The sequence below is a fragment of the Allobosea sp. 2KB_26 genome, assembly GCF_052115715.1.
Classification (GTDB): domain Bacteria; phylum Pseudomonadota; class Alphaproteobacteria; order Rhizobiales; family Beijerinckiaceae; genus Allobosea.
The window spans coordinates 318,504-342,468 of record NZ_JBFRHE010000005.1 but is presented as its reverse complement, the minus strand read 5'-3'; the positions used below and the strand labels follow the sequence as shown (position 1 = coordinate 342,468).

At 65.6% G+C, this 23,965-nt stretch carries 22 protein-coding genes; 5 read left to right on the top strand and 17 right to left on the bottom strand.

The window, feature by feature from the left end; translation table 11 throughout:
* Window positions 1-45: 45 nt before the first annotated feature.
* On the top strand, window positions 46-1,323 hold the full coding sequence (locus AB4099_RS17440; protein ID WP_162768019.1) for a L,D-transpeptidase family protein: 1,278 nt from the start codon (window positions 46-48) through the stop codon (window positions 1,321-1,323).
* A 4-nt stretch (window positions 1,324-1,327) separates the two neighbouring features.
* On the opposite strand, the gene AB4099_RS17435 is transcribed toward AB4099_RS17440, so the two are convergent.
* The 10 genes from AB4099_RS17435 to AB4099_RS17390 form a co-directional block, all read right to left on the bottom strand.
* Window positions 1,328-2,107, bottom strand: a complete 780-nt coding sequence (locus tag AB4099_RS17435) for a dienelactone hydrolase family protein (protein ID WP_441478947.1) — start codon at window positions 2,105-2,107, stop codon at window positions 1,328-1,330.
* A gap of 131 nt (window positions 2,108-2,238) precedes the next feature.
* Window positions 2,239-2,715, bottom strand: a complete 477-nt coding sequence (locus tag AB4099_RS17430; protein WP_113512850.1) for a F0F1 ATP synthase subunit B family protein — start codon at window positions 2,713-2,715, stop codon at window positions 2,239-2,241.
* 12 nt (window positions 2,716-2,727) lie between these two features.
* Window positions 2,728-3,312: a F0F1 ATP synthase subunit B family protein gene (locus tag AB4099_RS17425; RefSeq protein WP_113512848.1), complete on the bottom strand. Its 585-nt coding sequence runs from the start codon at window positions 3,310-3,312 to the stop codon at window positions 2,728-2,730.
* An 80-nt stretch (window positions 3,313-3,392) separates the two neighbouring features.
* Complete coding sequence (locus AB4099_RS17420; protein WP_043231023.1) at window positions 3,393-3,620, bottom strand: F0F1 ATP synthase subunit C; 228 nt, start codon at window positions 3,618-3,620, stop codon at window positions 3,393-3,395.
* 64 nt (window positions 3,621-3,684) lie between these two features.
* Window positions 3,685-4,443 (bottom strand): F0F1 ATP synthase subunit A, encoded by a 759-nt coding sequence (locus tag AB4099_RS17415; RefSeq protein ID WP_113512846.1) that lies wholly within the window; start codon window positions 4,441-4,443, stop codon window positions 3,685-3,687.
* A gap of 44 nt (window positions 4,444-4,487) precedes the next feature.
* Window positions 4,488-4,835, bottom strand: a complete 348-nt coding sequence (locus AB4099_RS17410) for an AtpZ/AtpI family protein (RefSeq protein WP_113512844.1) — start codon at window positions 4,833-4,835, stop codon at window positions 4,488-4,490.
* 219 nt (window positions 4,836-5,054) lie between these two features.
* The gene (smc, locus tag AB4099_RS17405; protein ID WP_441478946.1) at window positions 5,055-8,510 is read right to left on the bottom strand and encodes a chromosome segregation protein SMC; all 3,456 of its coding nucleotides are present in this window, start codon (window positions 8,508-8,510) and stop codon (window positions 5,055-5,057) included.
* Between the two features lie 42 nt (window positions 8,511-8,552).
* Complete coding sequence (locus AB4099_RS17400; RefSeq protein WP_113512840.1) at window positions 8,553-9,182, bottom strand: DsbA family protein; 630 nt, start codon at window positions 9,180-9,182, stop codon at window positions 8,553-8,555.
* A 104-nt stretch (window positions 9,183-9,286) separates the two neighbouring features.
* Entirely contained in the window at window positions 9,287-9,769 is a 483-nt protein-coding gene (locus AB4099_RS17395; RefSeq protein ID WP_113512838.1) for a DUF721 domain-containing protein, read from the bottom strand.
* 48 nt (window positions 9,770-9,817) lie between these two features.
* Complete coding sequence (locus AB4099_RS17390; protein WP_441478945.1) at window positions 9,818-10,378, bottom strand: GNAT family N-acetyltransferase; 561 nt, start codon at window positions 10,376-10,378, stop codon at window positions 9,818-9,820.
* 62 nt (window positions 10,379-10,440) lie between these two features.
* Between AB4099_RS17390 and mutY the strand changes: the two genes are divergently transcribed.
* On the top strand, window positions 10,441-11,529 hold the full coding sequence (mutY, locus tag AB4099_RS17385; RefSeq protein WP_441478944.1) for an A/G-specific adenine glycosylase: 1,089 nt from the start codon (window positions 10,441-10,443) through the stop codon (window positions 11,527-11,529).
* Here the strand turns inward: mutY and AB4099_RS17380 are convergent.
* The 3 genes from AB4099_RS17380 to AB4099_RS17370 form a co-directional block, all read right to left on the bottom strand.
* Entirely contained in the window at window positions 11,504-12,688 is a 1,185-nt protein-coding gene (locus tag AB4099_RS17380; protein ID WP_113512834.1) for a site-specific DNA-methyltransferase, read from the bottom strand. The genes mutY and AB4099_RS17380 overlap by 26 nt on opposite strands.
* 190 nt (window positions 12,689-12,878) lie before the next feature.
* Window positions 12,879-13,490 (bottom strand): ribonuclease HII, encoded by a 612-nt coding sequence (gene rnhB / locus AB4099_RS17375; RefSeq protein ID WP_441478943.1) that lies wholly within the window; start codon window positions 13,488-13,490, stop codon window positions 12,879-12,881.
* A 52-nt stretch (window positions 13,491-13,542) separates the two neighbouring features.
* Entirely contained in the window at window positions 13,543-14,733 is a 1,191-nt protein-coding gene (locus AB4099_RS17370; RefSeq protein WP_441478942.1) for a PA0069 family radical SAM protein, read from the bottom strand.
* A 127-nt stretch (window positions 14,734-14,860) separates the two neighbouring features.
* Between AB4099_RS17370 and AB4099_RS17365 the strand changes: the two genes are divergently transcribed.
* Complete coding sequence (locus tag AB4099_RS17365; RefSeq protein ID WP_441478941.1) at window positions 14,861-15,349, top strand: hypothetical protein; 489 nt, start codon at window positions 14,861-14,863, stop codon at window positions 15,347-15,349.
* A 98-nt stretch (window positions 15,350-15,447) separates the two neighbouring features.
* Here the strand turns inward: AB4099_RS17365 and ypfJ are convergent, their stop codons facing one another.
* From ypfJ to AB4099_RS17345, 4 genes are all read right to left on the bottom strand, one after another.
* Complete coding sequence (ypfJ, locus tag AB4099_RS17360) at window positions 15,448-16,329, bottom strand: KPN_02809 family neutral zinc metallopeptidase (RefSeq protein ID WP_069877471.1); 882 nt, start codon at window positions 16,327-16,329, stop codon at window positions 15,448-15,450.
* Between the two features lie 97 nt (window positions 16,330-16,426).
* A complete protein-coding gene (gene cydB, locus AB4099_RS17355; RefSeq protein WP_113512824.1) occupies window positions 16,427-17,431 on the bottom strand; it encodes a cytochrome d ubiquinol oxidase subunit II in 1,005 nt (334 codons plus the stop codon).
* 13 nt (window positions 17,432-17,444) lie between these two features.
* Window positions 17,445-18,875: a cytochrome ubiquinol oxidase subunit I gene (locus AB4099_RS17350; RefSeq protein ID WP_441478940.1), complete on the bottom strand. Its 1,431-nt coding sequence runs from the start codon at window positions 18,873-18,875 to the stop codon at window positions 17,445-17,447.
* Between the two features lie 150 nt (window positions 18,876-19,025).
* The gene (locus AB4099_RS17345) at window positions 19,026-19,838 is read right to left on the bottom strand and encodes a uracil-DNA glycosylase (protein ID WP_441478939.1); all 813 of its coding nucleotides are present in this window, start codon (window positions 19,836-19,838) and stop codon (window positions 19,026-19,028) included.
* A gap of 218 nt (window positions 19,839-20,056) precedes the next feature.
* Here AB4099_RS17345 and AB4099_RS17340 point away from each other — a divergent pair, with 218 nt between their 5' ends.
* Window positions 20,057-21,736 (top strand): electron transfer flavoprotein-ubiquinone oxidoreductase, encoded by a 1,680-nt coding sequence (locus tag AB4099_RS17340; RefSeq protein ID WP_441478938.1) that lies wholly within the window; start codon window positions 20,057-20,059, stop codon window positions 21,734-21,736.
* A gap of 420 nt (window positions 21,737-22,156) precedes the next feature.
* Complete coding sequence (locus AB4099_RS17335; protein WP_441478937.1) at window positions 22,157-23,935, top strand: tetratricopeptide repeat protein; 1,779 nt, start codon at window positions 22,157-22,159, stop codon at window positions 23,933-23,935.
* The last annotated feature ends 30 nt before the right edge of the window (window positions 23,936-23,965 follow it).

The following is a 23,965-nucleotide window of genomic DNA, read 5'->3' as shown; positions in this document are numbered from 1 at the left end:
AGGATGATTTCCTTGGTGCGTGTTTTCGCACCTTGGGAACAGTCGATGTATCGCTCTTTTGTCTGGAGCTCCGCCGTTGCCGTTGCCGCGCTCGTCCTGACGGTCGGCATCGCGCGTGCGCAGGAGCCGAGCTACGGCCCCAACACCTATGACCGCACGCTTGAGGCGCTGATCACCCATGAGGAGATCGCGTCGCGCGGCGGCTGGCCCAGGCTCGCCGGCAGTGTCTCCGCCCTGAAGCCGGATTCGCAGGGGCCGGATGTCGTCGCGTTGAAGCAGCGCCTGATGCTGAGCGGAGATCTGCCGCCGACGGCCTTGCCGGGCGATATCTATGACGCTGCGACGATTGCAGCCGTGAAGCGCTTCCAGGTCCGTCACGGCCTGTCCGATCTCGGAACGGTCGGCCGCCTGACGCTCAAGGCGCTGAACGTTCCGGTCGAAGTCCGGCTGAACCAGCTGACCGCGACCCTCGAGCGGCTGAAAAGCAACGGCTTCGTCTTTGCCGAGCGCTATGTCGTCGTGAACATCCCCGGCGCCAGCGTCGAGGCGGTCGAGAACGGCGTGGTCCAGCGCAAGCATCTCGCGGTCGTCGGTCGCCCCGATCGGCCCTCGCCGGTGCTCCAGGCCAATATCACCTCGGTGAACCTCAACCCCTACTGGACCGTGCCGACCTCGATCGTGAAGGCCGACATCATCCCCAAGATGCGCAAGGAGCCCGACTTCATCATGAAGTCGAACATGCGCCTTCTCGGAGCGGAAAATCGGGAGATCGATCCGGCGACCGTGAACTGGGCAAGCCTGACTTCGCCCTATTTCACCGTCCGGCAGGATTTTGGCCCGCTCAACGCGCTTGGCCAGCTCAAGATCGACATGCCGAATACCGAGGCGGTCTACATGCACGACACGCCGAAGAAGACGCTGTTTCGTTCGGATGTCCGCTTCAACTCTTCCGGCTGTGCGCGCATCGAAGGGGTGCGCGACCTCGCGGCCTGGCTGCTCGAAGGTACCGAGTGGACTGAGCCGGCGATCGTGGCCGAGATCGCCAAGGGCGAGCGCAAGGACATCCGGCTGAAGAAGGCGGTGCCCGTGGCCTGGGTCTATCTGACCGGCTGGCAGGGTGCCGATGGGCTGGTCCAGTTCCGCGAGGACATCTATGGGCTGGACACGCCGCAGGGCATCGTCACATCGACGATCCAGGCGCGCAAACCCAAGCCGAAGGTGCAGCCAGTCAAGCTCGAGGCACGTCCGGCGTCGGTTGTTCCGAGCCCGGTTGCGACACCGGCCAGGGGCGCAACGGTGAAGGCGGTCACCGCCGTCAACTGAGGCGTCAGGGCGCCCGCAGGATCGCCATCACCTCGCTGATGGCCCGGGCGCGCGCCGCGCCATCTGTACCGATCGTCACCTTGCCGTCGGGCCGCTGCGAATAGGCCGCGCGGCGCTCCCGGCGCGGCAGGTCCGGATGGTCGAAATCGTGGTAGGCGCCGGCGAAGCCCACGAAACGCGCTCCGCCTTGCCCCGCCAGCGCCTCGCAGGGGGGCGCTGGTGTCCAGTCATCCGCCAGTCCCTGAAGGATCGTCGTCGGCACCCGAGCGCGCCAGCCGCGCTTCAGCAGGACCCTGCAGCCAGGATAGAAGGCGATGATCGCCCGAAATCCTCCGGGGCCCGCGGCCGCGCGATCGGCGGCGACATGGAGCGCGGTCGAGCCGCCATTCGACCAGCCGATCAGATGTATCCCCGGGGGTTTGGCGAAGGGCTGATGAGCGAGCCAGTCGGCGGCGCCGAGGGCATCGCTGGCGCGATTTGCCGGCCGCAGCGCTCGTTCGCGATCATTGCAGAGGGCGACGATCCCGCGCGGGCGAAAGCTGTCGGGCAGGAGCACGATGAAGCCTGCCGCGACCAGCCTGGCGCTCCAGTCGCTCTCGCGTGCGCTGAGCCCTCCGGAGGCCCGCCAGAGGCCGCTGCAGCCGTGCAGGGCGACCACGGCGGGGAAGGGGCCTGGTCCAGCGGGCTTGGCGATCCAGCCGATCAGCACGGTGCCGTCGCGTGACGGGAACGTGACCTGCTCCATCGCGCGGGCCGGCATGGTGCAGGCGAGCGCAGCGATCATGACCAGTGCCAGTCGAGCGATCAGGGTGGGGCCTCCATTTCGGCAGGGTTCGGCTTGAAGCAGGGTGTGAAAACGACGACGCCGCAAACCCGGAGGTTCGCGGCGTCGTATTCCCTGACGGAACTAATCGCTCAGTTCAGCTTGGACTTGATTTCCTTCAGGCCGGTGGCGAACAGGCTTTCGCCGGCCTTGCCACCCATCTGGCTGCGCAGGATGCCTTCGGCGGCCAGCGTAGCGGCCTCGGCGGCGGCAGCGCGGACTTCCGCGGCAGCCTCCATCTCGGCCTGCGCGATCTTGTCTTCGGCGGACTTGGTCCGGCGGGTGACGAAATCGGCGAGCTTCTCCTCAGCCTCGGTGGCAAGGCGGATCGCCTCGTCCTTGGCTGCGGCGATGATTGCCTCGGCTTCGCCTTCGGCAGCCTTGCGCTTCGCCTCGTATTCGGCGAGCAGCTTGGCGGCTTCCTGACGCAGCCGGCGAGCTTCGGAAAGCTCGCGGGCAATCTTCTCACCACGCGAATCGAGCGCGCTCAGAAGCGACTTGTGGACGCCAAAATACCCCAGAATGCCGAGGAAGATGACGAGGGCAACCGCAACCCAGACGGTATCCATGGTTCGGTCTCCTCAGGCGCTCAGGACGGACTTGACCGCGGCAGCGGTCTCGGCGTCGGTCGGGCTCTGACCCGTCAGCTTGCCAACGATCTCGGCGGCTGCGCCGGCAGCGATCGTCTCGACATGCTTCATCGCGGCGGTCTTGCGATCCGCGATCGTCTTCTCGGCGGCTGCGAGCTTGGCGCCGAGTTCCGCTTCGGTCGCGTGACGCTTGGCATCGGTTTCGCGAGCGCTGGCGGTGCGAGCGTCCTGAGCGATGGCCTGGGCGTTGCGGCGGCTTTCGGCGAGCGCCTGCTCATGGTCCTTGGCGACGGCCTCGACCTTGGCGTGGATCTCGGTTGCCTGGTCGAGATCGCGAGCGATCGTCGTGCTGCGTTCGGCAAGAACCTCGCCGACACGCGGCAGGGCGATCCGCGACATGAGCCAGTAGAGCACCCCGAAGCTGATCGCGAGCCAGAAGATCTGACTGGCGAAGAAGGTCGGGTCGAAGGGTGGGAAAGCGCCCTTCGCGAACGCCGTGTCGGCCGAAACCGCCATAACGCTGGCGGCGGCTGATACGACCCCGATGCGCTGTGCGCGGGAAGCGCGAACCTGCATGGAACGCCTCTGAAGGTTGCGTCAACGAATGACGGCTCCGCGGCGCATGATAACGCCTGCGGAGCCGCAGTGAATGCTCGTCAGACGACGAAGAGCAGAACGAGCGCGACGACGAACGCGAAGATGCCGAGACCTTCCGCGAGCGCCGCGCCGATGAAGGCGCGCGGGAACTGGCCGTCGGCGGCCGACGGGTTGCGCAGGGCGCCGGACAGGAAGTTGCCGAAGATGGTGCCGACGCCGATAGCGGCGAGGCCCATGCCGAGGCTGGCGAGACCAGCGCCGATATACTTAGCTGCGACGGGATCCATAGTCTTTCTCCGATGTAAAACAGTTGAGAGTGGTGGAAGGGTGAAGTCTCGCGAGCTCGCCCGGTCAGTGTCCGGGATGGAGAGCGTCGTTGAGATAGACGCAGGTCAATATCGTGAAGACATAGGCCTGCAGAAAAGCGACGAGGAACTCAAGCGCGGTCAGCGCGACGGCCAGGAACAGCGGCAGCGGCGCCAGGGTGGCGTAGATGCCGGCGCCGGTCAGGGCGACGACGAAGCCGCCGAAGACCTTCAGCGCGATGTGGCCGGCCAGCATGTTGCCGAACAGGCGCAGGCTGAGCGAGATCGGCCGGGACATGAAGGAGACGGCTTCGATCAGGACCATGAACGGCAGCAGCCAGCCCGGCACGCCTTCCGGCACGAACAGGCCGAAGAAATGGCTGCCATGCTTCATGATTCCGTAGACCAGCACGACGGTGATCACGAGGAACGCGAAGGCCGCCGTCACGATGATCTGGCTGGTGACGGTGAACGAGCCAGGGATCAGGCCGAGCATGTTCGCAGTCAGCACGAACATGAAGAGCGAGAAGACGAAGGGGAAAAAGCGCATCCCATCCCGGCCCATCACGCCTGTGATGGTGGACGCAACGAACTCGTAGAGCATCTCGGCGAGCGACTGCAGGCGCCCGGGAACCGTCGCCCGCTGGCGCGAGCCATAGATCATGATGGCGGAGATCACCGCGACGGCGACCACCATGAACAGCGATGCGTTGGTGAAGGACAGATCGAGGCCGAACGGCCGCAGGCCCAGGATCGGCTTGATCTCGAATTGGTGGATCGGATCGATTCCGCCGCCAGCCGCCATAAGTCACCCCTAAATTGCCCCGGTTCGGGGCACTGCAAACACATTCAACGTTCCGGTTCGCCGCCCTTCGGTGAGGAAGGGCGCGTTCCGAGCCGATAGGCGGAGCGCAGGCCGGCAATGGTTCCGATCACCAGGAAGGCGATCAGCAGGAACGGCGACGTTCCCAACCACCGGTCGCCGAAATACCCGATCAGGGCACCAGCGATAACGCCGCCAGCCATATCCGTGGCCGCGCGAAAACCTGATGACATTGCGCCCGCAAGCGCTTTGTCGGGACCCGCTTTCTCCGAATCCGCCTTTTCGGCGGCTTCGGCACGCCCGAGGGCAGCCTTGAGCGAGTCCAGCCTTTCCCGCAACTTCGGATCGGAGCCGTTCGGGTCGGATTCAGACATCAGCAACTCCCTCCCGACCGTGTCATGGCCACGACCGCGTCCGAAATTGCCGCGAACCTGTCCGGACCCGCAGGCCGAGCCGTTGTCAGCGCGTTTCCTTTATTGTCCGCTCCGACGACTGTCAAGGCATGGTGATTGGTGTTAACTTATTGAAATTATTTGATATTAGCGCTTTGTGCGGCATTCTTGCCGCATTGCGAACCCGAATGTGGCTTTTTTTCAGACGGCTTCTCGGATTTGTTCCGCGGTTGCGAGGTCGACCGAGACCAGCTGGCTGACCCCTCGCTCGGCCATGGTCACGCCGAACAGCCGCTCCATGCGCGCCATGGTGATGGGGTTGTGGGTGATCAAAATGAAGCGTGTCTCGGTGTTTCGGGCCATATCGTCGAGCAGATCGCAGTAGCGCTCGACATTGGCGTCATCCAGCGGCGCGTCGACCTCGTCGAGCACACAGATCGGCGAGGGGTTGGTCAGGAACACGGCGAAGATCAGGGCGGTCGCGGTCAGGGCCTGTTCGCCTCCGGAGAGCAAGGTCATCACCTGCGGCTTTTTGCCCGGGGGGCGCGCGAAGATTTCCAGCCCCGCCTCGAGAGGATCCTCCGAGTCGACCAGCCGGAGTTCGGCGGTGCCGCCGCCGAACAGGATGCCGAACAGGCGCTGGAAATGTTCGTGCACCACCTCGAACGCGGCCAGCAGCCGTTCGCGGCCTTCGCGGTTCAGCGCGCCGATGGCCTGGCGCAGGCGCCGGATCGCCTCGCTCAGGTCGTCGCGCTCCCCTGTCAGGCCAGCGCGCTTGGTCTGGATGTCGACGAGTTCATCCTCGGCGCGCAGGTTCACGGCGCCGAGGCGCTCGCGTTCAGCTTTCAGGCCCGCGAGACGGCCTTCGATTTCCGCGGGATTCGGCAGCGCATCGCCCGGCTTGATCAGAGTCAGTTCCTGGAGGCCGGCGAGCCCGGTCTCGAGCCCGTCCTCGATCTGCCGCTCCACGTCGGCCAGGCGCTGTCGGGCAGCCTCAAGCCGTGCCTCAGCGGAGGCGCGGACCTCGCGTACACCGGAGAGGGTCTCCAATGCCGCTCTCGCCTGCCGGTCGGCCTCAGCCTGAGCGGTCTCCGCAGCGGCCAAGCTGTCTGCCGCTTCGCGGCGCGCCGTTTCGGCAGCCTCGATCTCGCCGACCAGACGCCGGCGCTCGACGAGAAAGGTATCCGGCGCTTCGAGCAGCGCCTTGCGCTCGATCTCCGCAGTCGCGATGCGCCGTTTCGTCTCGTCTGCGGTCTGGGCACTTGTTCTGGCTCGCTCCTGCCAGGCCCTGATATCGCCGGAGATTGTGGCGCGGCGACGCTCGCGAAGTTCCGCCTCTCGCGCCAGGGTCTGGACGCGGGCACGCGCATCCGAAGCGGCTGCGCGCTGTTCCCCGAGGATGGCGCGCGCCTTCAGGAGGGCGCTCTCGAGCTCGGTCGCCGGGGCCAGCGCGGCCAGAGCCTCTTCGGCTGCCGAAGCCTGGGTCGCTGCCTCCGTGATGGCGTGCCCCAGGCGGGCGACGGCTTCATTGAGAGCAGAGCGGCGAGCGGCTGTTTCGCTGGCCTTGCGCTCCGCACTTGCGAGCCGCTCCCGAGTCTGATCCAGCTCGCGCCGCACCAGCCGCACGGCCTCGATGGCGGCCGCTTCAGCCTGTGCAGAGGCGCGAACCGCCTGGCTGGCCGCGTCGAAGTCCTGTCGCGCAAGCTCCGCAGCCCTGCGCGCCGTCTCCGCCTCGCGTTCGAGGTCGCCAAGGCGGTTCTTTTCGGCAAGGCGGCGGGCTGCGGCCGAGGGGGCTTCCGCGGCGCTGGTGAAGCCGTCCCAGCGCCAGATGTCTCCTTCGCGCGAGACCAGGCGCTGGCCGGGCCGCAACGAGGCGCGAAGCCGGGGGCCCTCTTCGCGCGGGACGATGCCGACCTGAGCCAGGCGCCGCGCCAGCGCCTGCGGCCCGCGCACATGCCGGGCCAGTGCCTCGGCGCCATCGGGAAGGGCAGGGTCGCCCGCGGTCTTGCCCATATCGCGCCAATGAGCTGGTGCAGATGTGTCGGAGGCGGCATCGAGATCATCGCCAAGCGCTGCACCAAGCGCGGTTTCGAACCCCTTCGTGACACTTATCGCTTCGAGGATCGCCGGCCAGCGATCGCCGGCTGCCGGTGCCAGCAGTTTCTGCAGCGTACGGATTTCCGTGTCGAGCCGCTGAGCCACGCGATCGGCCTCGGCCAGCGGCGTGCGCAGTCGGGTTTCCTCCTCACGGGCAGCGCCAAGAGCCGCTCTTGCGCTGGCTGCAGCGGCATCCGCCTCCCGCATGGCTTCCTCGGCCCGCGCGCGCGTGTCCTTCAATCTGTCGAGTTGGGCAGCGGCATCTCCTGCGTCGAGCGCGGCGAGGTCGCGATGCAACCTGTCCCGCTCCGCGACATTCCTGGCCTCGCGGCTCCGGGCGTCACGGAGCGTCCGCTCCAAGGCATCGCGGCGGGCTGCGAATTCGGACAATCTTGCCTGTGCCGTGGAATGCTCGCCCTCTGCCTGAAGCAGGATCGCTTCAGCCTCGGCCAGGGAAGCTGAAGCAGTCTCTCCGACGGTCGTGGCCACGCTGGCTTCGCTGGCAAGCGTCTCATCTTCCCCAGTCAGCCGCGCGAGGCTTTCAGCGGCATCGTCGGCGACGCGGTCCTGGCGCGTGAGATCGCTCTGCAGTTCGGTCAGGCGCTTGCCAAGTTCCTCTGCGCGTTGCTTGGCGCGTCTGTTCGCGGCCTCGAGTTCATCGAGGCCGCGCTTCAGCCTGACCAATGCCGCGGCCGCGGCGGCCTCGGCTTCGCGTAGCGCAGGCAGCGCATGCGCCGCCACAGCCTGATGACGCGCCGCTTCTGCCTGGATGCCTGTCTGTTCGGCAACGCCACGGACAGCGGCTTCCAGGGACTGCTCCGCAGCGGCCGCGTGTTCGCGCGCGTCGCGATGGGCAATCAGGGCCAGCGTGGCCTCGGCGCGGCGGATGTCGGCGGCAAGGCTGCGATAGCGCCCGGCCTGCCGCGCCTGGCGCTGCAAGGCATCGACCTGCGTGCCGATCTCGCCAAGCACGTCCTCCAGCCGCGTCAGATTCTCCTCCGCGCCCCTGAGCCGGAGCTCGGCCTCGTGCCGGCGGCTGTACAGGCCCGCGATGCCGGCCGCGTCTTCAAGGATGCGGCGACGGGATTGCGGCTTGGCGGCGATCAGCTCGCTGATCTGCCCCTGCCGCACCAGGGCCGGCGAGCGGGCACCGGTCGCCGCATCGGCAAAGAGCAGTTGCACGTCGCGAGCGCGCACCTCCTTGCCATTGACACGATAGGTCGAGCCTTCCTCGCGCTCGATCCGGCGGGTCACTTCGAGGACATCGGTATCGTTGAAGGCCGCGGGAGCCTTGCGGTCGCTATTGTCGAGGGTGAGCGCGACTTCGGCCATGTTGCGGCCGGGGCGTTCGGAGGAGCCCGCGAAGATGACGTCGTCCATGCCGGACGCGCGCATGTTCTTGAACGAACTCTCGCCCATCACCCAGCGCAGGGCTTCGACGAGATTGGACTTGCCGCAGCCATTGGGGCCAACGATTCCCGTCAGGCCTGGCTCGATCAGGAACTCGGACGGCTCGACGAAGGTCTTGAAACCGGTCAGCTTGAGGCGCGTCAGATGCATCGACGCGCCTCATCGTCCAGGGTGGCAGGATGGCGCGTGGGCTTAGCCGGCCAGCAGCGGCTCGAGGATCTTGTCGAATTCCGCGATCGAAAGCGCACCTGCACGCTTTTGCCCGTTGATGAAGAAGGTCGGCGTCGAGTCGACGCCAGCCTTGGCCCCGCGATCCTTCACTTGCGTGACGGCGTCATAGATATCCTGCCGTTTCAAGCAGGCCTCGAAAGATTCCTGTGTGAAACCGGCCTGCTTCACCATCGCGGCCAGCGCATCGACCGGCTTCTCGGTGAAAGCCCAGTTGCGCTGCTGATCGAACAGCAGATCCGACATCGGGTAGTACTTGTCGTTGCCGTTGCAGCGCGCCAGCATGAAGCCCGCTGTCGCCAGCGGGTCGAGCGGGAATTCGCGCAGCGTGAAGCGCGCCTTGCCGGTGTCGATGTATTTCGCCTTCAGCGCCGGCCAGGTATCGCGGTGGAAGCTCGCGCAATGGCTGCAGGTCAGCGAGGCGTATTCGATGATGGTCACCTTGGCGTCGGGCTTGCCGAGCCAGACATCGCCCAGCGGGCCGGCGACAGCGAGGTCGGCAGTCGAGGATTGCGCCCGGGCCGGAGCGGAACCCAGCATCGCGGCGGCTGCGATCCCGGCCGCGCCGGTCAGAAGCTGTCGCCTGTTCGTCATCGTGCAATATCCTAAGGGGCCAAATCGGTGTCGGGACCATAGTGGCCAACACGAATGTGGCAAGATCGGTTCGCGGGGAATGACGGCTTCCTCACGAAGCCGTGTCATCTCGTGGTGGCGGATTTCTGAGCGATGCCCAGGCCGAGCCGTTCCAGCGCCGCCCGGAGACCCGGGTCTTCGATATGGGCGACCTGCTGGGCGATCCGCCCGACGAGGGCGGGGTCGGGCGGCGGAGGCACCGGCTTCTGCTGGGGGGCTTCGACCGGACCCTGTTTCAGCACGAGCTTGCCGACGGCACGCCAGCCGAGATGGGTGTTGACCCGCTCCAGGACCACGGGCCCGAGTTGTTGCATGTCGAGCGCGAAGGCACCCTCGACGCGCACGACGAGTGTTGCTGGTTCCGATGTCTCGCCCGGCGCCGGGCGCCGGCGCGGCCAGTCGATCTTGAGCGGCCGCGATCGTGCCGCCAGCCGCTCGCCGACGATCTCCGGCCAGAGCGAGACGATGGCGCGCCCGGCAAAACCCTGGGCGGCGAGCGCAGGGGCAAGGCAATCATCGATCAGGTCGGCGAGGGGTTTGGCAGCCATGCTCTATTCTGGGGCCGGCGCAACCGCGCGACAAGGGCCGAAGCTCTATCAGCTGTTTCGGTGACGTCGCCACCTTTCGGCACTGATCTCCCAGATTTCCGAAAGATGCCGGCCGCTGACATAGTCGCGCATCTCGGACCGGATGACGTGCATGCCCGCGCTCTCGGAGATGCGGCGGGACGCAATATTGTCGGCGGCCTTCGGCACACGGAGCACCGAACGCCCGAGGACATCGAACCAGAAATCGGTGACGGCGGCGGCCGCTTCGCTCATCAGCCCTTGTCCCTGCCAGGGCAGGCCGAGCCAGAAGCCGCGGTTCTCGTCCTCGCCCTCCCTCAGCGAGATCAGGCCGACGAGTTGGCCGGGCTCGGTCTTCAGCCGCAGGCTCCAGTGCCATTCAGTGCCCTCAGCCATTCCTGGCAGGGCAAGTTCGTGCAGATAGGTGAGCGCGCCGTCGGGCGGGTAGGGCCAGGGCACCCGCTTGGTCAGATAGCGCACGATCTCCCAATGCGGAAACAGCGCCTGGATCGCTGCTGCGTCATCGAGCGCCAGTGGCTTGAGGAAGAGGCAGCGCGTTTCGAGGGCGGGGACGGCGTTTGCTTGGGCCACGTTTCCTAACTTTCGCGCGTTGCGGAGCTTGCGGTTGGGAGGCGCCACGCTAAACCGGGCTCATGAACCTCGCAACGCGACCGCCTGTGCCAAGGGCCACTGATCTCCTGGTCTGGTACGATCGCCACCGCCGTGTCCTGCCTTGGCGCGCCTTGGCCGGCGAGCCTGCAGACCCCTATCGCGTCTGGGTCTCGGAGATCATGCTGCAGCAGACGACGATTGCGGCAGTGAAGCCCTATTTCGAACGGTTCATGGCCCGGTTCCCGACAGTTGGGTCCCTTGCCGACGCGCCGAGCGAGGAGGTCATGCAGGCCTGGGCTGGCCTCGGCTACTACTCGCGGGCGCGCAATCTGCACGCTTGCGCCAAGGCGGTCTCGACGCTTCACGGCGGTCGCTTTCCCGATACGGAAGCGGACCTGCGCGAACTGCCGGGCATCGGCACTTATACGGCAGGCGCCGTCGCAGCGATTGCCTTCAACCGGCCTGCGGTTGCGGTCGACGGCAATGTCGAGCGCGTCATGACCCGTCTCTTTGCAATCGAGGAGGCTTTGCTGGGCGCCAAGCCCTTGATCAGGGAGCGCACCCTGGCCCTGCTGCCTCCGGAGCGTCCCGGCGACTATGCGCAGGCACTGATGGATCTCGGCGCCACGATCTGTACGCCGCGCTCGCCAGCCTGCGGGATTTGTCCGTGGCAAGCGCCGTGCGTCTCACGGGCGGCGGGGACACAGGAGACCTTTCCGCGGAAGGTGGCGAAGAAGACTGGGGCAACCCGCTATGGGGCTGCTTTCGTGCTGCTACGCGAGGACGGCGCGGTTCTGCTGCGGACTCGTCCGGCCAAGGGACTGCTTGGAGGCATGGCCGAGGTGCCGACCAGCCAGTGGAGCGCGGATTACCGCCTCGCTGAGGCCTTGCAGGATGCTCCGCTTCCGGCGCAGTGGCGCAGGCTGGCGATGCCCGTTCGCCATGTCTTCACGCATTTTCCGCTGGAGCTCACGGTCCTTGTCGCGCATGCCCCGAGGGCGACGCCAGCGCCGCAAGGCTCCCGCTTCACTCCGCTGGTGCGGCTCCGTGACGAGCCGTTCCCGGCGGTCTTCCTGAAGGCGCTCGAGACCGGGCTCGAGGCGCTCAGGCCGCTGCCATCTGCGCCCTGATCTCGCCGCGCAGTGAATCGAGCAGTGTCAGCCCCTCGGGGCGCTCGACATGCCAGAAGGTCCAGCCATTGCACGCTGGTAACCCCTGCGCGAGCGCTCCGACCTTGTGGATCGAGCCGACAGCGGGGCCAAGCAACAGCGTGCCGTCGGCTCGGATCGTCGCCTTGTGGCGGCGTTTCTCGTCGACAACACTCTCACCGGCCTTGACCAGTCCGGCCTCGACCAGGCTGAGGAAGGGCACGCGCGGCTCGCTGCGCTTTGAAGGCGCGGTCGAGAACGATTCGGGCGGCAAGGGCTGGACAGCGGCGATGCGCTTGCGCGCCGCCTCTGCATAGACCGGATCGCGCTCGAGACCGATGAAGCGCCGACCGAGAGCCTTTGCGACCGCTCCCGTGGTGCCGGTGCCGAAGAACGGGTCGAGGATCACGTCGCCGGGGTTGCTGGCGGAGAGCATGACGCGGGCCAGCAGGGCCTCAGGCTTTTGAGTCGGATGCACCTTGGCACCCGACGCGTCCTTCAGGCGTTCCTCGCCGGTGCAGAGCGGCAGATACCAGTCCGAGCGCATCTGCAGGTCGTCATTGCCGCCCTTCAATGCCTCGTAATGGAACGTGTATTTCGAGCTCTCGCCGCGCGCCGCCCAGATTAGTGTTTCATGCGCGTTGGTGAAGCGCCGGCCACGGAAGTTCGGCATCGGGTTGGCCTTGCGCCAGACGATGTCGTTCAGCATCCAGAAGCCGAGATCCTGCAGGATCGCGCCAACGCGGAAAATGTTGTGATAGGAGCCGATCACCCACATTGCGCCGTCTGGCTTCAGCACCCGCCGGCAGGCCGTCAGCCAGGCTCGCGTGAAGGCATCATACTCGGCAAAGGAGGCGAACTTGTCCCAGTCGTCGTCGACGGCGTCGACGAGGCTGTCGTCAGGCCGGCGGAGATCACCGCCCAGCTGAAGATTGTAGGGTGGATCCGCGAAGACGAGGTCGACGCTTGCCGGAGGCAGGCGGTCGAGCGCGGCGATGCAGTCGCCGACGACGACCTGATCGAGCGGAAGATCAAATGAAAGGCTCGAAGCCTTCATCCGAGACTGCAGCGCAGGCCGTCCGGTACGCGAAACCTGAATCCGGACGGCGGCGCTGGCAGTCCCGGTACGCGAGGTACCCATGACGCCGAAACCATTACGCAACTTCAACAGTCGCGATCTTGGGGGAGTCAGGGTAAAAGCCGGGTTTCCGGGTTGAAAAAAATGCGTCTCGTTTTGGGGCTGCAGTTTTTGCCTAGTGCATTGGCAAACCAACTGAATCCGGATCGGGAGTTAAGAAACGGCTAACGTCTCGCGAGCGGCATGCAACCGCTCAGCGCCGCCAGACGCCCTTGATCGGCGCGAAGGAAAAACGGTGCTCCGGGCAGGGGCCGTGGGTCTGTATCGCGGCGCGATGTGCGGCCGTGCCATAGCCGGCATGCCCGGCAAAACCATAGGCCGGATAATGCGTCGCCAGGCGCGCCATCATCCGGTCGCGCGTCACCTTTGCGATGATCGACGCGGCCGCAATTGAGGCCACGCTGCCGTCGCCCTTGATGATCGCATCACAGGAGCAGCCGAGAGTCGGAGGGTCGTTGCCATCGACCAGCACATGCCGCGGCTGGACTGGCAGGCCGGCAACCGCGCGCTTCATGGCGAGCAGCGTCGCCTGCCTGATGTTGAGCGCGTCGATCTCCTGCGCTGTGACGCTGCCGATGCCGATCCCGAGCGCGGCTTTGGCGATCTCCCCGAACAGCGCTTCGCGCCTTGCGGCGCTGAGTTCCTTCGAATCAGCGAGGCCAGCCGGAATCAGGCGGGGGTCGAGAATGACGGCAGCCGCCACCACCGGCCCGGCCAGCGGCCCGCGCCCGACCTCGTCGACGCCGGCCAGCGGCCAGTATCCTTGCTCAATTGCGTGCGCCTCGCGGCTGAAATCGGCGGCCATGCCCGGTCCAGGAAAGAAATCGTTGCCGGGGCTTATGCCGGAAGGCCGTCGTCTAGAACAGGCTGAGCTGCGCCTTTTCCTTCTCGGGCTTCAGGAAGAGGTCGGTGCGCAGCCGCAGCCGCGTCGCGTTGAAGCCGAGGCGTTCGGCCGCCATTTCGAAGCGCCGCCCGATCATCCAGGCATAGGGACCGGAACCGACCTGACGCTGGCCCCAGGCCGAGTCATAATCCTTGCCGCCGCGTGTCGAGCGGATCAGCGAAACGACATGGCGCAGCTTGTCAGGATGGTGGGTCAGGAGCCAGTCCTGGACGAGATCCTTCACCTCCAGCGGCAGGCGCAGCAGTACGTAACCGGCCTCGCGCGCCCCGGCAGCCTTGGCGGCGTCGAGGATGCGCTCGATTTCCTGCTCGTTGATCGCGGGGATGATCGGCGCGACCAGCACGGTCACCGGAATGCCGGCATCCGACAACCGCTTGATCGTCTCCAGCCGCTTCGCCGGCGCGGCGGCGCGCGGCTCCATGCCGCGCGCAATCTTGGGATCGAGCGTCGTCACGGAGATCGCGACTTTGACGAGACCCTGCGCTGCCATCGGCGCCAGGATGTCGATGTCGCGCTGGACCAGTGCCGATTTCGTGACGATTCCGACCGGGTGGCGGAAGCGCGCCAGCACCTCCAGGATCGAGCGCATGATCCGAAGCTTCTTCTCTATCGGCTGATAGGCGTCGGTATTGGTGCCGATCGCGATGGTGCGCGGCTGGTAGGATGGTGCCGACAATTCCTTCTCGAGCAGCAGCGCGGCGTCGGGCTTCGCGGTCAGCTTGCTTTCGAAATCGAGCCCGGGTGAAAGCCCGAGATAGGCATGGCTCGGCCGCGCGAAACAGTAGACGCAGCCATGCTCGCAGCCGCGATAGGGGTTGATCGAGCGATCGAACGAGATATCCGGCGAATCGTTCCTCGTGATGATCGTGCGCGCCTTCTCGATCGCGACTTCGGTCTTGAAGGCGGGCAGTTCGCCGAGAGAGCCCCAGCCATCATCTTCGGCGACACGCTGTTCGGTCTCGAAGCGTCCGCCTGGATTGATCGTTGCACCGCGTCCGCGCCGCCGTTCCGGATCGATGCGGTGGCCGGCATAGGCGAGCGGTTCCACGGGGGCGACGCGCGCGGATGCCGACAGCGTTTCGCCGTCATGCCGCCTGAGCGGTTGGGCTGCGAGCGGTCGCGAGCTGGGTCTGGCTTGCTGCATGGCGCTGAGCCGTTCCTGAGAGGGCCGTAAGAATCGGCGGTTCCGTGACTATCAATGTGAACATATAGAGAACAAAACGCAAGTGGCGGGATTGCGGCATGTTGCGCTGCGTCATAATCAATTGGCCATGCTTACAGCCGTCATCAGGGCCGACGGACCGGCCAGTGCTCTCGCCGCGACCTTTTCCGTGCTGATCCCGGCCGTTGCCGAAGGCTTCCTCGGCCATGCGGTGGTGGTCGATGCGGAGGGTGAGGGGGACGTGGAGCGCCTCGCCGACGTGACGGGCGCGACCTATGTCAGGGCGGCGGCACCTGAAAGCTGGCATGCCGGCGCCGCACAGGCGCGAGGCGATTGGCTGCTTCTGTTGAGCGCCGGGGACATTCTGCAGTCGAACTGGATTCAGGTGACGGAGCGCCATCTGCTGCTTGCGCCCGACAGGCCGGCATTGCTGCCGTTGAGCGGGATTGCTGCGTCGCTCAAGGAGCGCGCCGCGCTGTCATTCGGCCCGCGTCGGCTGCGGGCCGGCCTTGTGGTGCCGAAGCGACTGGTTCTGGCTGGGCGGCTGAATGCCGCGCCGCGACGTCTCTCGGTGCGCCGGGAGCGCGCCGTATCCTGAGGCTTTAGGGATCGGCCCTAAAAGGCGGATTGCGGTTTTCGGGCCGATGCAACCCTGGAAGGTCAGATCGGACCGGATTCGATATCGGGCCCGATGATCTAAAGCTGGTTCGTCCGGAAGGTATCGCAGCTTTGCAGCGAGCCGGACTTGAAGCCCGTCGTGAACCAGCGGGTGCGCTGCGCCGACGAACCGTGGGTGAAGGAATCGGGGACGGCCACGCCTTGCGAGGCTTGCTGCAGCCGGTCGTCACCGATTGCGGCTGCCGTCCGCATCGCCTCGTCGACATCGCCCTGGTCGATTCGGCCCATCGCCTGGACATTATGTGCCCAGACGCCGGCGAAGCAGTCGGCCTGCAGTTCGACCCGCACAGACAGCGCATTCGATTCGCGCTCCGAGATGCGCTGTCGCAGCTGATTCACCTTGGGCAGGATGCCGAGCAGGTTCTGGATGTGATGGCCGACCTCATGCCCGATCACATAGGCATAGGCGAAGTCACCACCACCGCCGAGCTTGCGCTGCATCTCCTGGAAGAAGGAGAGGTCGAGATAGACCTTCTTGTCTTCGGGGCAATAGAACGGCCCCATCGCTGCCTGCGCCGTGCCGCAACCTGAGCGATCGATGCGCGAGAACAGCACGAGCTTCGGCGGTTCGTAGCGGCGGTTCGCCTGCTGCGGCAGGATCTTGGTCCAGATATCCTCGTTCTGCGCCAGCACGGCCGAAACGAAGCGGCCCATCTCGTCCTGTGGCGGGCCCGAGGCTGGGCGGCTCTCCTGGGTCGGGGCGCTGCGTCCGACCCCGAGCATTTCGGCTCCGCCGATCAGAATGCGCGGATCGATCCCGAGCGCCCAGCCGACAAGACCGAGTACGACCATGGTTCCGATGCCGACACCGCCGCGCCCGCCAGGGAGCCCCGCGAAGCCGCCGCCGCCATTGCGCCTGTCCTCGAGATTCTCGGACTGGCGATAATCTTCCCAACGCATGGCGGAGTCCCCGTCTAGTCCCGAGCAATCTCGTGGAGAGAGGCCCGGAACTCAAGCTGTTCGTCAACCGGCTCGTGCGCAGGTGGTTCCCATTACCTCAATGATAGCCGCTGTCGGCCCTCACCTTGCCGCGGAAGGTCCAGTAGACGAACGCCGTGTAGAACAGGATCATCGGCAGCAGGAAGCAGACGCCGATCAGGACGAAGATGTGGGACGATGGCGCTGCGGCCACATCCCAGATCGTCAGGCTCGGGGGCACCAGGTAGGGATAGTTCGAGATCGCGAGCCCCAGGAAGCAGAGCAGGAAGATCGCGATGGTGAAGGCAAAGGGCGTGAATTCGTGCTGCCCGTGCAGCCGCTTCCAGACCATGTAGCCGCTGAACGCCGTCAGGACCGGGAATGGCCAGAGCAGCAGCAGGTTGGAGGGCGTGAACCAGCGTTCGGCGATGCGCGGGTGTGCGTAGGGCGTCCATAGCGAGACGATCACCGCGAAGGCCATCAGCCCGAGCAGCAGCCATTTCGCCTGATGCCGAGCCCTGTCCGCGACGGCACCTTCCGTCTTGAAGACGAGCCAGGTCGCGCCGAGCAGCGCATAGCCGACGACGACCCCGACCCCGCACATCACCGAGAACGGCGTCAGCCAGTCGAACGGGCCGCCGGCAAACTCGCGGTTGTTCACGGTGATGCCCTGGATCAGCCCGCCGAGCACGAGGCCCTGGGCGAAGGCCGCCAGGGTCGAGCCGAGCCAGAAGGCGATGTCCCATTTTTTGTGATGCGGCTTGGCGACCCAGCGAAATTCGAAGGCGACCCCGCGGAAGATCAGCGCCAGCAGCATCAGGATGATCGGTGTGTAGAAGGCCGGCATGATGATGGCGTAGGCGGTCGGAAAGGCGACCCAGAGGCCGCCGCCGCCGAGCACGAGCCAGGTTTCGTTACCATCCCAGAAGGGTGCGACCGAGTTCATCATCTGGTCGCGTTCGCCCTCGTCCCTGGTGGTCGGGAAGAGGATCGCGATGCCGAGGTCGAAACCGTCAAGCACGACATAGAGCATCACGGCCGTGCCGATCAGGACGGCCCAGATGACGGGGAGATACCATTCCATCTCAGCTCTCCCCTCAATTCGCCGGCTGGATCTTGTCGTCGCCGGGATGCCCGTCGCCGAACAGCACGGAGGCGTCGTCCTGCGTCGCCTTGAGTGTCCGCTTCGAAGGTTGCTCCGGCGGGTCCGTGGCGAGGAGAGCGTCGGGCCCCTTGTCGATCAACCGGTTCATCAGCAGGATTCCGGCGGCAAAGACCACGGAATAGACGCAAACGAAGAGCGCGAGCGAGATTGCGACCTGCATCGCCGTCACAGGCGAGACGGAGTCTGCCGAACGCAGCACGCCCGTTGCGAGCCAGGGCTGGCGCCCGACCTCCGTCACGAACCAGCCGGCCAGAATGGCGACGAATCCGAGGGGCCAGGTGTATTGCGCCAGCCAGAGCCAGCGTCGTGCCTCGAACACCTTGCCGCGTGACCAGAAATAGGCGCCGAGCCAGCCGAAACCGATCATCAGGAAGCCGATGCCGACCATCAGGCGGAAGGCGAAGAAGGGAATCTTGACGGGCGGCCGGTCCTGCGGTGCGAAATCGTTGAGGCCGGGAAAGAGGGCGCTCATGCTGCCATGGGTCACGAGACTGGCGAGGCCGGGAATCGCGATTTCGTAACGGTTGATGCCGGCTTGCTCGTCGGGCCAGGCGAAGAGAACCAGGGCGCCGGGCTTGGACGAATCCCAATGCGCTTCGATCGCGGCGAGCTTCGCCGGCTGGTATTTCGCCGTGTTCTCGCCGTGCTGATGGCCGATGACGGCCTGGATCGGCGCCGTCAGGGCGATCATCAGGATCGCCATCCGCACCATCGTCCTGGCAGGCTCGATGCTCGTCCCGGCCAGGAGATGGCGCGCTCCCGTCGCCAGCACCACGAAGGCGGTGGTCAGATAGGCCGCCGTCATCATGTGCATGAAGCGCAACGGGAAGGTCGGATTGAAGATGATCTGCAGCCAGTCGACCGGGTAGGCGATGCCGTCGCGCATCTCGTGGCCGGTCGGATATTGCATCCAGCTATTGGCCGAAAGGATCCAGAACCCCGACAACGCCGTTCCGCCGGCGACGATCACCGCGGACAGGAAATGCAGCCAGGGCGGAACACGCTTCCAGCCGAACAGCATGACCCCGAGGAAGGAGGCTTCGAGGAAGAAGGCGCTCAGCACCTCATAGCCGATCAGCGGACCGATGACGTTGCCGACCACCGTCGAGAACCGGCTCCAGTTCGTGCCGAACTGGTAGGACAGCACGATGCCCGAGACCACGCCCATCGCAAAGGAGACCGCGAAGATCTTGGTCCAGAACCGGGCAAGCAGATGGAATTTGTCGTCGCCGGTCTTCAGCCAGAGGCCGAGCAATGTCGCGATATAGGCTGAGAGCCCGATCGTGAAGGCGGGGAAGACGATGTGAAAGGAAACCGTGAAAGCAAACTGAATGCGCGAAAGCAGAAATGCGTCGATTTCCATCGCGAGGCTCCGGCCGGCACGCCGCATGAGCGGCTTGAAACGACTCTGCCCGCACAACATCGTCGCTGCGGGGCAACTTAGTCAAATCCGAAACTGTGCGAGGGGCCGGAATGTCGCAGAGGCAGGGGCGCGTTGTCGCAGGCGAATACTCTAGATGGCTGCGTCGAGCGCTGTCCTGAGCGCCCGCATGTCACGCCAGGCGAGGCGCTTCTGCAAGGGCTGGCGCAGCAGATAGGCGGGGTGAAGCGTGGCAAGGGCGCGGATGCGCCGGGTGCCCATATCATACTCGGTCCATTTGCCGCGCGAGGCGAGGATACCGGTGAAACCGAGCAGGCCCTGGGCAGAGGGGCCGCCGATGCAGACGAGGATGTCGGGATTGGCGAGTTCGATCTGCCGCTGAATGAAAGGCAGGCAGATCGCGACCTCCTGCGGGGTCGGCGTGCGGTTGCCGGGCGGACGCCAGGGCAGAAGATTGGCGATGTAGACATGGTCCTGCCGGTTGAGGCCGATGGCCGCCAGCATCCGGTCGAGCAACTGGCCGGAGCGGCCGACGAAGGGCAGGCCGAGCCTGTCCTCATCCGCGCCGGGTGCCTCGCCGACGAACATCACGCGCCCCTCGGGATTGCCGTCGGCAAAGACCAGATTCTTCGCCGTGGCCTTGAGTGCGCAACCCTCGAAGCTGGCCAGCGCCGCCTTCAATTCGTCGAGCGTCTTGGCCTGCCCGGCCAGCAGGCGCGCACTCTGCATGGCTTCGTCAGGCGCCGTTGCGTCGGCCGCGATGACACGCGCAGCAGGAACCGCACGCAGAGGATTGCGGCGGGCTGCAGCCTGTGTGGCGGCGGCTTCGGCGAGCTTTGCGGATTCGGCGAAGTGGTCATGCGGCGTCTCGTCGAGCATCTCGGTGACGCCCATCTCGGCGTACCAGGCAATGAGTTCGACGGGATCGTGGCCAGCAGGGATCATCCCGGCGTCCTAGCACGGACCGGCGCGGCTTCGCGACACCTGTCGGGCGGCTGTTCGGCTCAACGTGCTCGTTGGAGCCGTCGATCGCGGTTGCAAATTGGAACGTGGGCTCGGATAGAGGGGTTCCAATCTGGTTTCGGTTTGGCTTGAGCCAGAGGGCATGATCGTTCATATATAAACTATCGCTGTCGAGGCGAAAGTTGCTGGCGGAGGGCAGAATGGAACTCGAGGAAGCGCAAAGCACCCCGCGCGAAAGCATGGACTATGACGTCGTCATCGTCGGCGCAGGTCCTGCTGGTCTTGCAGCCGCCATCCGCCTCAAGCAGCTCGACGAGGCCATCTCGGTGGTCGTGGTCGAGAAGGGGGCCGAGGTCGGCGCCCATATCCTCTCGGGCGCGGTGATCGATCCGATCGGTCTCGACGCGCTTTTGCCTGACTGGCGCCAGGACGAGGCACGCCCGCTGACGACGGAAGTCAGCGAGGACATCTTCTATTTCCTGACCGAGCCGAACGGAATCCGGCTGCCGAATTTCGGCATGCCGAAGCTGATGAACAATCATGGCAATTTCGTCGGCTCGCTCGGGCTGGTGACGCGCTATCTGGCGACCCGCGCCGAGGCGCTGGGCGTCGAGATCTATCCGGGCTTCGCCGCCGCCGAGCTTCTCTTCGACGATAAGGGCGCCGTCACCGGCGTCGCCACGGGCGACATGGGGATCGCCAAGGATGGCACGGTCTCCGAACGCTTCACCCGAGGTATGGAATTGCGCGGTCGCTACACGCTGCTCGGCGAGGGGGCGCGCGGCTCGCTGTCCAAGATCGCGATCCAGCGCTTTGGCCTCGACAAGGACCGTGAGCCCCAGAAATACGGTATCGGCCTCAAGGAGATCTGGCAGGTCAAGCCGGAGAAGTTCCACAAGGGCCGGGTGCAGCATTCCTTCGGCTGGCCGCTCGACGGCAAGACCGGTGGTGGCTCGTTCCTCTATCATTTCGACGACAATCTCGTCACCGTCGGCTTCGTCGTGCATCTCAACTACGAGAACCCGACGCTCTCGCCCTTCGACGAGTTCCAGCGCTTCAAGACGCACCCGATGATTCGGGATGTCTTCGAGGGCGGCAAGCGACTGTCCTATGGCGCGCGCGCCATTACCGAAGGCGGCTGGCAGTCGGTTCCGAAGCTGAGCTTCCCGGGCGGGGCGTTGGTCGGTTGCGCGGCTGGCTTCGTCAATGTGCCCCGCATCAAGGGCAGCCACAACGCGATCCTGTCCGGCATGCTGGCCGCCGAGCATCTCGTGCCGGCTCTGGCGGCGGGACGCGCGCATGATGAAGTCAGTGAGATCGAAACCAGTTGGCGCTCATCTCCGATCGGTCGCGACCTCAAGCCGGTCCGCAACGTCAAGCCGCTCTGGTCGAAATTCGGGACGATCGGCGGTGTTCTGCTCGGCGGCATCGACATGTGGCTGAACCAGCTCTTCGGCTGGTCGCCTTTCGGCACGCTCAAGCATGGCAAGGCGGATTACGCGACTCTGAAGCCGCTGAGCGAAGTGACGCCGATCACTTATCCCAAGCCGGACGGCAAGCTCTCCTTCGACAAGCTGTCGTCGGTGTTCCTGTCCTCGACCAATCACGAGGAAGACCAGCCGGCGCATCTGAAGCTGACCGACCCGTCTATCCCGGTCGCGAAGAACCTGCCGCTCTATGGCGAACCCGCCCGGCTTTACTGCCCGGCTGGCGTCTACGAGATCGTCTACACGGATAACGAGACGAAGAGCGATCCGCGTTTCGTCATCAACGCGCAGAACTGCGTGCACTGCAAGACATGCGACATCAAGGATCCCTCCCAGAACATCACCTGGGTGGTGCCTGAGGGCGGCGGCGGCCCGGGTTACTCGAACATGTGATGAGGAGGCGACAGCGACCGGTGCGATAAGGAGGCCGCGCCCCTGCCAAGGCGGCGGCCATTCCTGCCGAGATGGTCGCTTGGCCCCTGCGAGGCGCGCTCGATGACGGCGGCGACTGAGCGAACGATCGCCTCTCTGGGATGATCCCCCGCGAATCGCCGCCACAGATCCGATCAATGCAGCAGCAATGGTGACGGCGTGCCGATTCGCAGCGTGGAGCTCCTGCATTTGTGCGCTGCATGACGTGATGGGAGTGGCTGTTGCATCCTTGCTACGGAGGCGATCTGCCGCCGGCTTTGCGGCTTGCCGGGGCGCCCGGAAACGGCCATCTTGCGCGCCTATGCGAAGCGGTCACGGTCGCGCTGAATGGACCCAGCCCCTGTGCCACACGAGGCAGCGGACCGAGGGAGAATAGCAGTCGTGACGTTTCGAATGAACGGCCGAGGGGCCGGCGCGACATTGGCCTTGGCCTTGTTTGTCGCGCTTCATGCCGGGGCCGCTGCGCAGGCCACCACACAAGCCAATGCGCCGACCCGCACCACCGAGCCGCTTGAGCCTGCCGAAAGCCTTGAAGGCAATTATCTGGCCGCGATCGTGGCCGGTGCCGGCCGAGACCTTGGCGCGGCCTCGGTCTTCCTGCGGGAGGCGATCAAGGGCGATCCGAAGAACAACGATCTGCTGGAGCGCGGCTTCGTCGCCTTCCTGGCCGATGGCTCCATGGATGACGCGTTCCGCGCTGCCGAGAAGCTGGTGCAACGCGACCCGAGCAATGGGCTGGCGCAACTCGCGATCGGTATTCGCGCCATCAAGCAGAAGCAGTATCAGACGGCGCGCAATCACTTGCAGCGCGGCGGGCGTGGGCGTTCCGCCGACATCACGGCGACCCTGCTGTCCGCATGGTCCTACGCCGGTTCCAACCAGACAAACCGCGCGATCGAGACGCTCGAGCGGCTCAAGGGCGAGCCCTCCTATAATCTCTTCCGCGACTATCATGCCGGCCTGATCCTCGACATCGCCGGCCGCAAGGCGGATTCCGAGCGCAGGCTCAAGGCGGCCTATGAGGCCGAGAAGACGACGCTGCGTCTCGTCGACCTCTGGGCTCGCTTCCAGGCCCGCTCCGGCGATTTCGACGGAGCCGCGGCAACCTATGGCGCCTTCGACAGGCTGCTGCCGAATCACCCCATCGTGCGTGACGGATTGACCCGGGTCGCAGCCAAGGAGCCGCTTGCCCGCACGGTCGCCACGGCGCAGCAGGGTGCGGCGGAAGTGCTCTACGGCCTCGCCAGTGCCGGCAATCGCCAGGGGGATGAGGCGGCTGCGCTGCTCTATCTCAGGCTTGCCCTCTATCTCGACCCCAATCACGATCTGGCTGTCCTGACGCTCGGCGACATCCTCGAGCGGGCCAAGCAGCTCGACGATGCGGTGACGGTCTACAACAGCATGCCGTCCAGTTCGCCGCTGGCCTCCAATGCCGAGATCCAGTCCGGCCTGGCGCTGGAAGCGCTTGGCAAGTCGGACGAGGCGGTGAAGCATCTCGAAGCGCTGATCGCAGCGCGTCCTGACGATGTCGATGCGCTCTCGGCGCTCGGCAATGTCTACCGTTCACGCAAGCGCTTCGCCGAGGCTGCCGACACTTATGACAAGGCGATCGCTAAGCTCGCTTCGCCGGGCCGCTCGAACTGGGACCTCTATTACTTCCGTGGCATTGCCCGTGAGCGCATCAAGCGGTGGGCGGAGGCCGAGGAGGATCTGCGCAAGGCCCTCGAGCTGATGCCGGAGGCGCTGGGGCGCGAGCGGGCGCTTGTGCTCAACTATCTCGGCTACTCCTTGGTCGATCAGCATCTCAAGCTCGATGAAGCCCTGGGCATGCTGCGCCGGGCCGTCGAGCTGCGCCCGCGCGACGGCTACATCACCGATTCGCTCGGCTGGGCTTACTACCGGCTCGGTCGCTATACCGAGGCGACCCGCGAACTCGAGCGCGCGATGGAGCTGCGGCCCTCCGATCCGGTGATCAACGATCATCTCGGCGATGTCTATTGGCGCGTCGACCGCAAGCTGGAGGCGGTGTTCCAGTGGAACGCCGCCCGCGATCTCAGCCCGGAGCCCGAGGATCTGGTCAAGATCAAGCACAAGATCGAGAAGGGGCTCGAGGAGCCCCCGTCGGCCAATGCCGCCGAGCCGAAGGCGGATGGCGGCTGACCGATGCGTTGTAATGCGGTGACGGACCTC

Bases quoted from the DNA above. Each gene is read 5' to 3' on its own strand.
- AB4099_RS17440 (WP_162768019.1), top strand. From the start codon at position 46: ATGTATCGCTCTTTTGTCTGGAGCTCCGCCGTTGCCGTTGCCGCGCTC.
- AB4099_RS17435 (WP_441478947.1), bottom strand. From the start codon at position 2,107: ATGATCGCTGCGCTCGCCTGCACCATGCCGGCCCGCGCGATGGAGCAG.
- AB4099_RS17430 (WP_113512850.1), bottom strand. From the start codon at position 2,715: ATGGATACCGTCTGGGTTGCGGTTGCCCTCGTCATCTTCCTCGGCATT.
- AB4099_RS17425 (WP_113512848.1), bottom strand. From the start codon at position 3,312: ATGCAGGTTCGCGCTTCCCGCGCACAGCGCATCGGGGTCGTATCAGCC.
- AB4099_RS17420 (WP_043231023.1), bottom strand. From the start codon at position 3,620: ATGGATCCCGTCGCAGCTAAGTATATCGGCGCTGGTCTCGCCAGCCTC.
- AB4099_RS17415 (WP_113512846.1), bottom strand. From the start codon at position 4,443: ATGGCGGCTGGCGGCGGAATCGATCCGATCCACCAATTCGAGATCAAG.
- AB4099_RS17410 (WP_113512844.1), bottom strand. From the start codon at position 4,835: ATGTCTGAATCCGACCCGAACGGCTCCGATCCGAAGTTGCGGGAAAGG.
- smc (WP_441478946.1), bottom strand. From the start codon at position 8,510: ATGCATCTGACGCGCCTCAAGCTGACCGGTTTCAAGACCTTCGTCGAG.
- AB4099_RS17400 (WP_113512840.1), bottom strand. From the start codon at position 9,182: ATGACGAACAGGCGACAGCTTCTGACCGGCGCGGCCGGGATCGCAGCC.
- AB4099_RS17395 (WP_113512838.1), bottom strand. From the start codon at position 9,769: ATGGCTGCCAAACCCCTCGCCGACCTGATCGATGATTGCCTTGCCCCT.
- mutY (WP_441478944.1), top strand. From the start codon at position 10,441: ATGAACCTCGCAACGCGACCGCCTGTGCCAAGGGCCACTGATCTCCTG.
- AB4099_RS17380 (WP_113512834.1), bottom strand. From the start codon at position 12,688: ATGGGTACCTCGCGTACCGGGACTGCCAGCGCCGCCGTCCGGATTCAG.
- rnhB (WP_441478943.1), bottom strand. From the start codon at position 13,490: ATGGCCGCCGATTTCAGCCGCGAGGCGCACGCAATTGAGCAAGGATAC.
- AB4099_RS17370 (WP_441478942.1), bottom strand. From the start codon at position 14,733: ATGCAGCAAGCCAGACCCAGCTCGCGACCGCTCGCAGCCCAACCGCTC.
- AB4099_RS17365 (WP_441478941.1), top strand. From the start codon at position 14,861: ATGCTTACAGCCGTCATCAGGGCCGACGGACCGGCCAGTGCTCTCGCC.
- ypfJ (WP_069877471.1), bottom strand. From the start codon at position 16,329: ATGCGTTGGGAAGATTATCGCCAGTCCGAGAATCTCGAGGACAGGCGC.
- cydB (WP_113512824.1), bottom strand. From the start codon at position 17,431: ATGGAATGGTATCTCCCCGTCATCTGGGCCGTCCTGATCGGCACGGCC.
- AB4099_RS17350 (WP_441478940.1), bottom strand. From the start codon at position 18,875: ATGGAAATCGACGCATTTCTGCTTTCGCGCATTCAGTTTGCTTTCACG.
- AB4099_RS17345 (WP_441478939.1), bottom strand. From the start codon at position 19,838: ATGATCCCTGCTGGCCACGATCCCGTCGAACTCATTGCCTGGTACGCC.
- AB4099_RS17340 (WP_441478938.1), top strand. From the start codon at position 20,057: ATGGAACTCGAGGAAGCGCAAAGCACCCCGCGCGAAAGCATGGACTAT.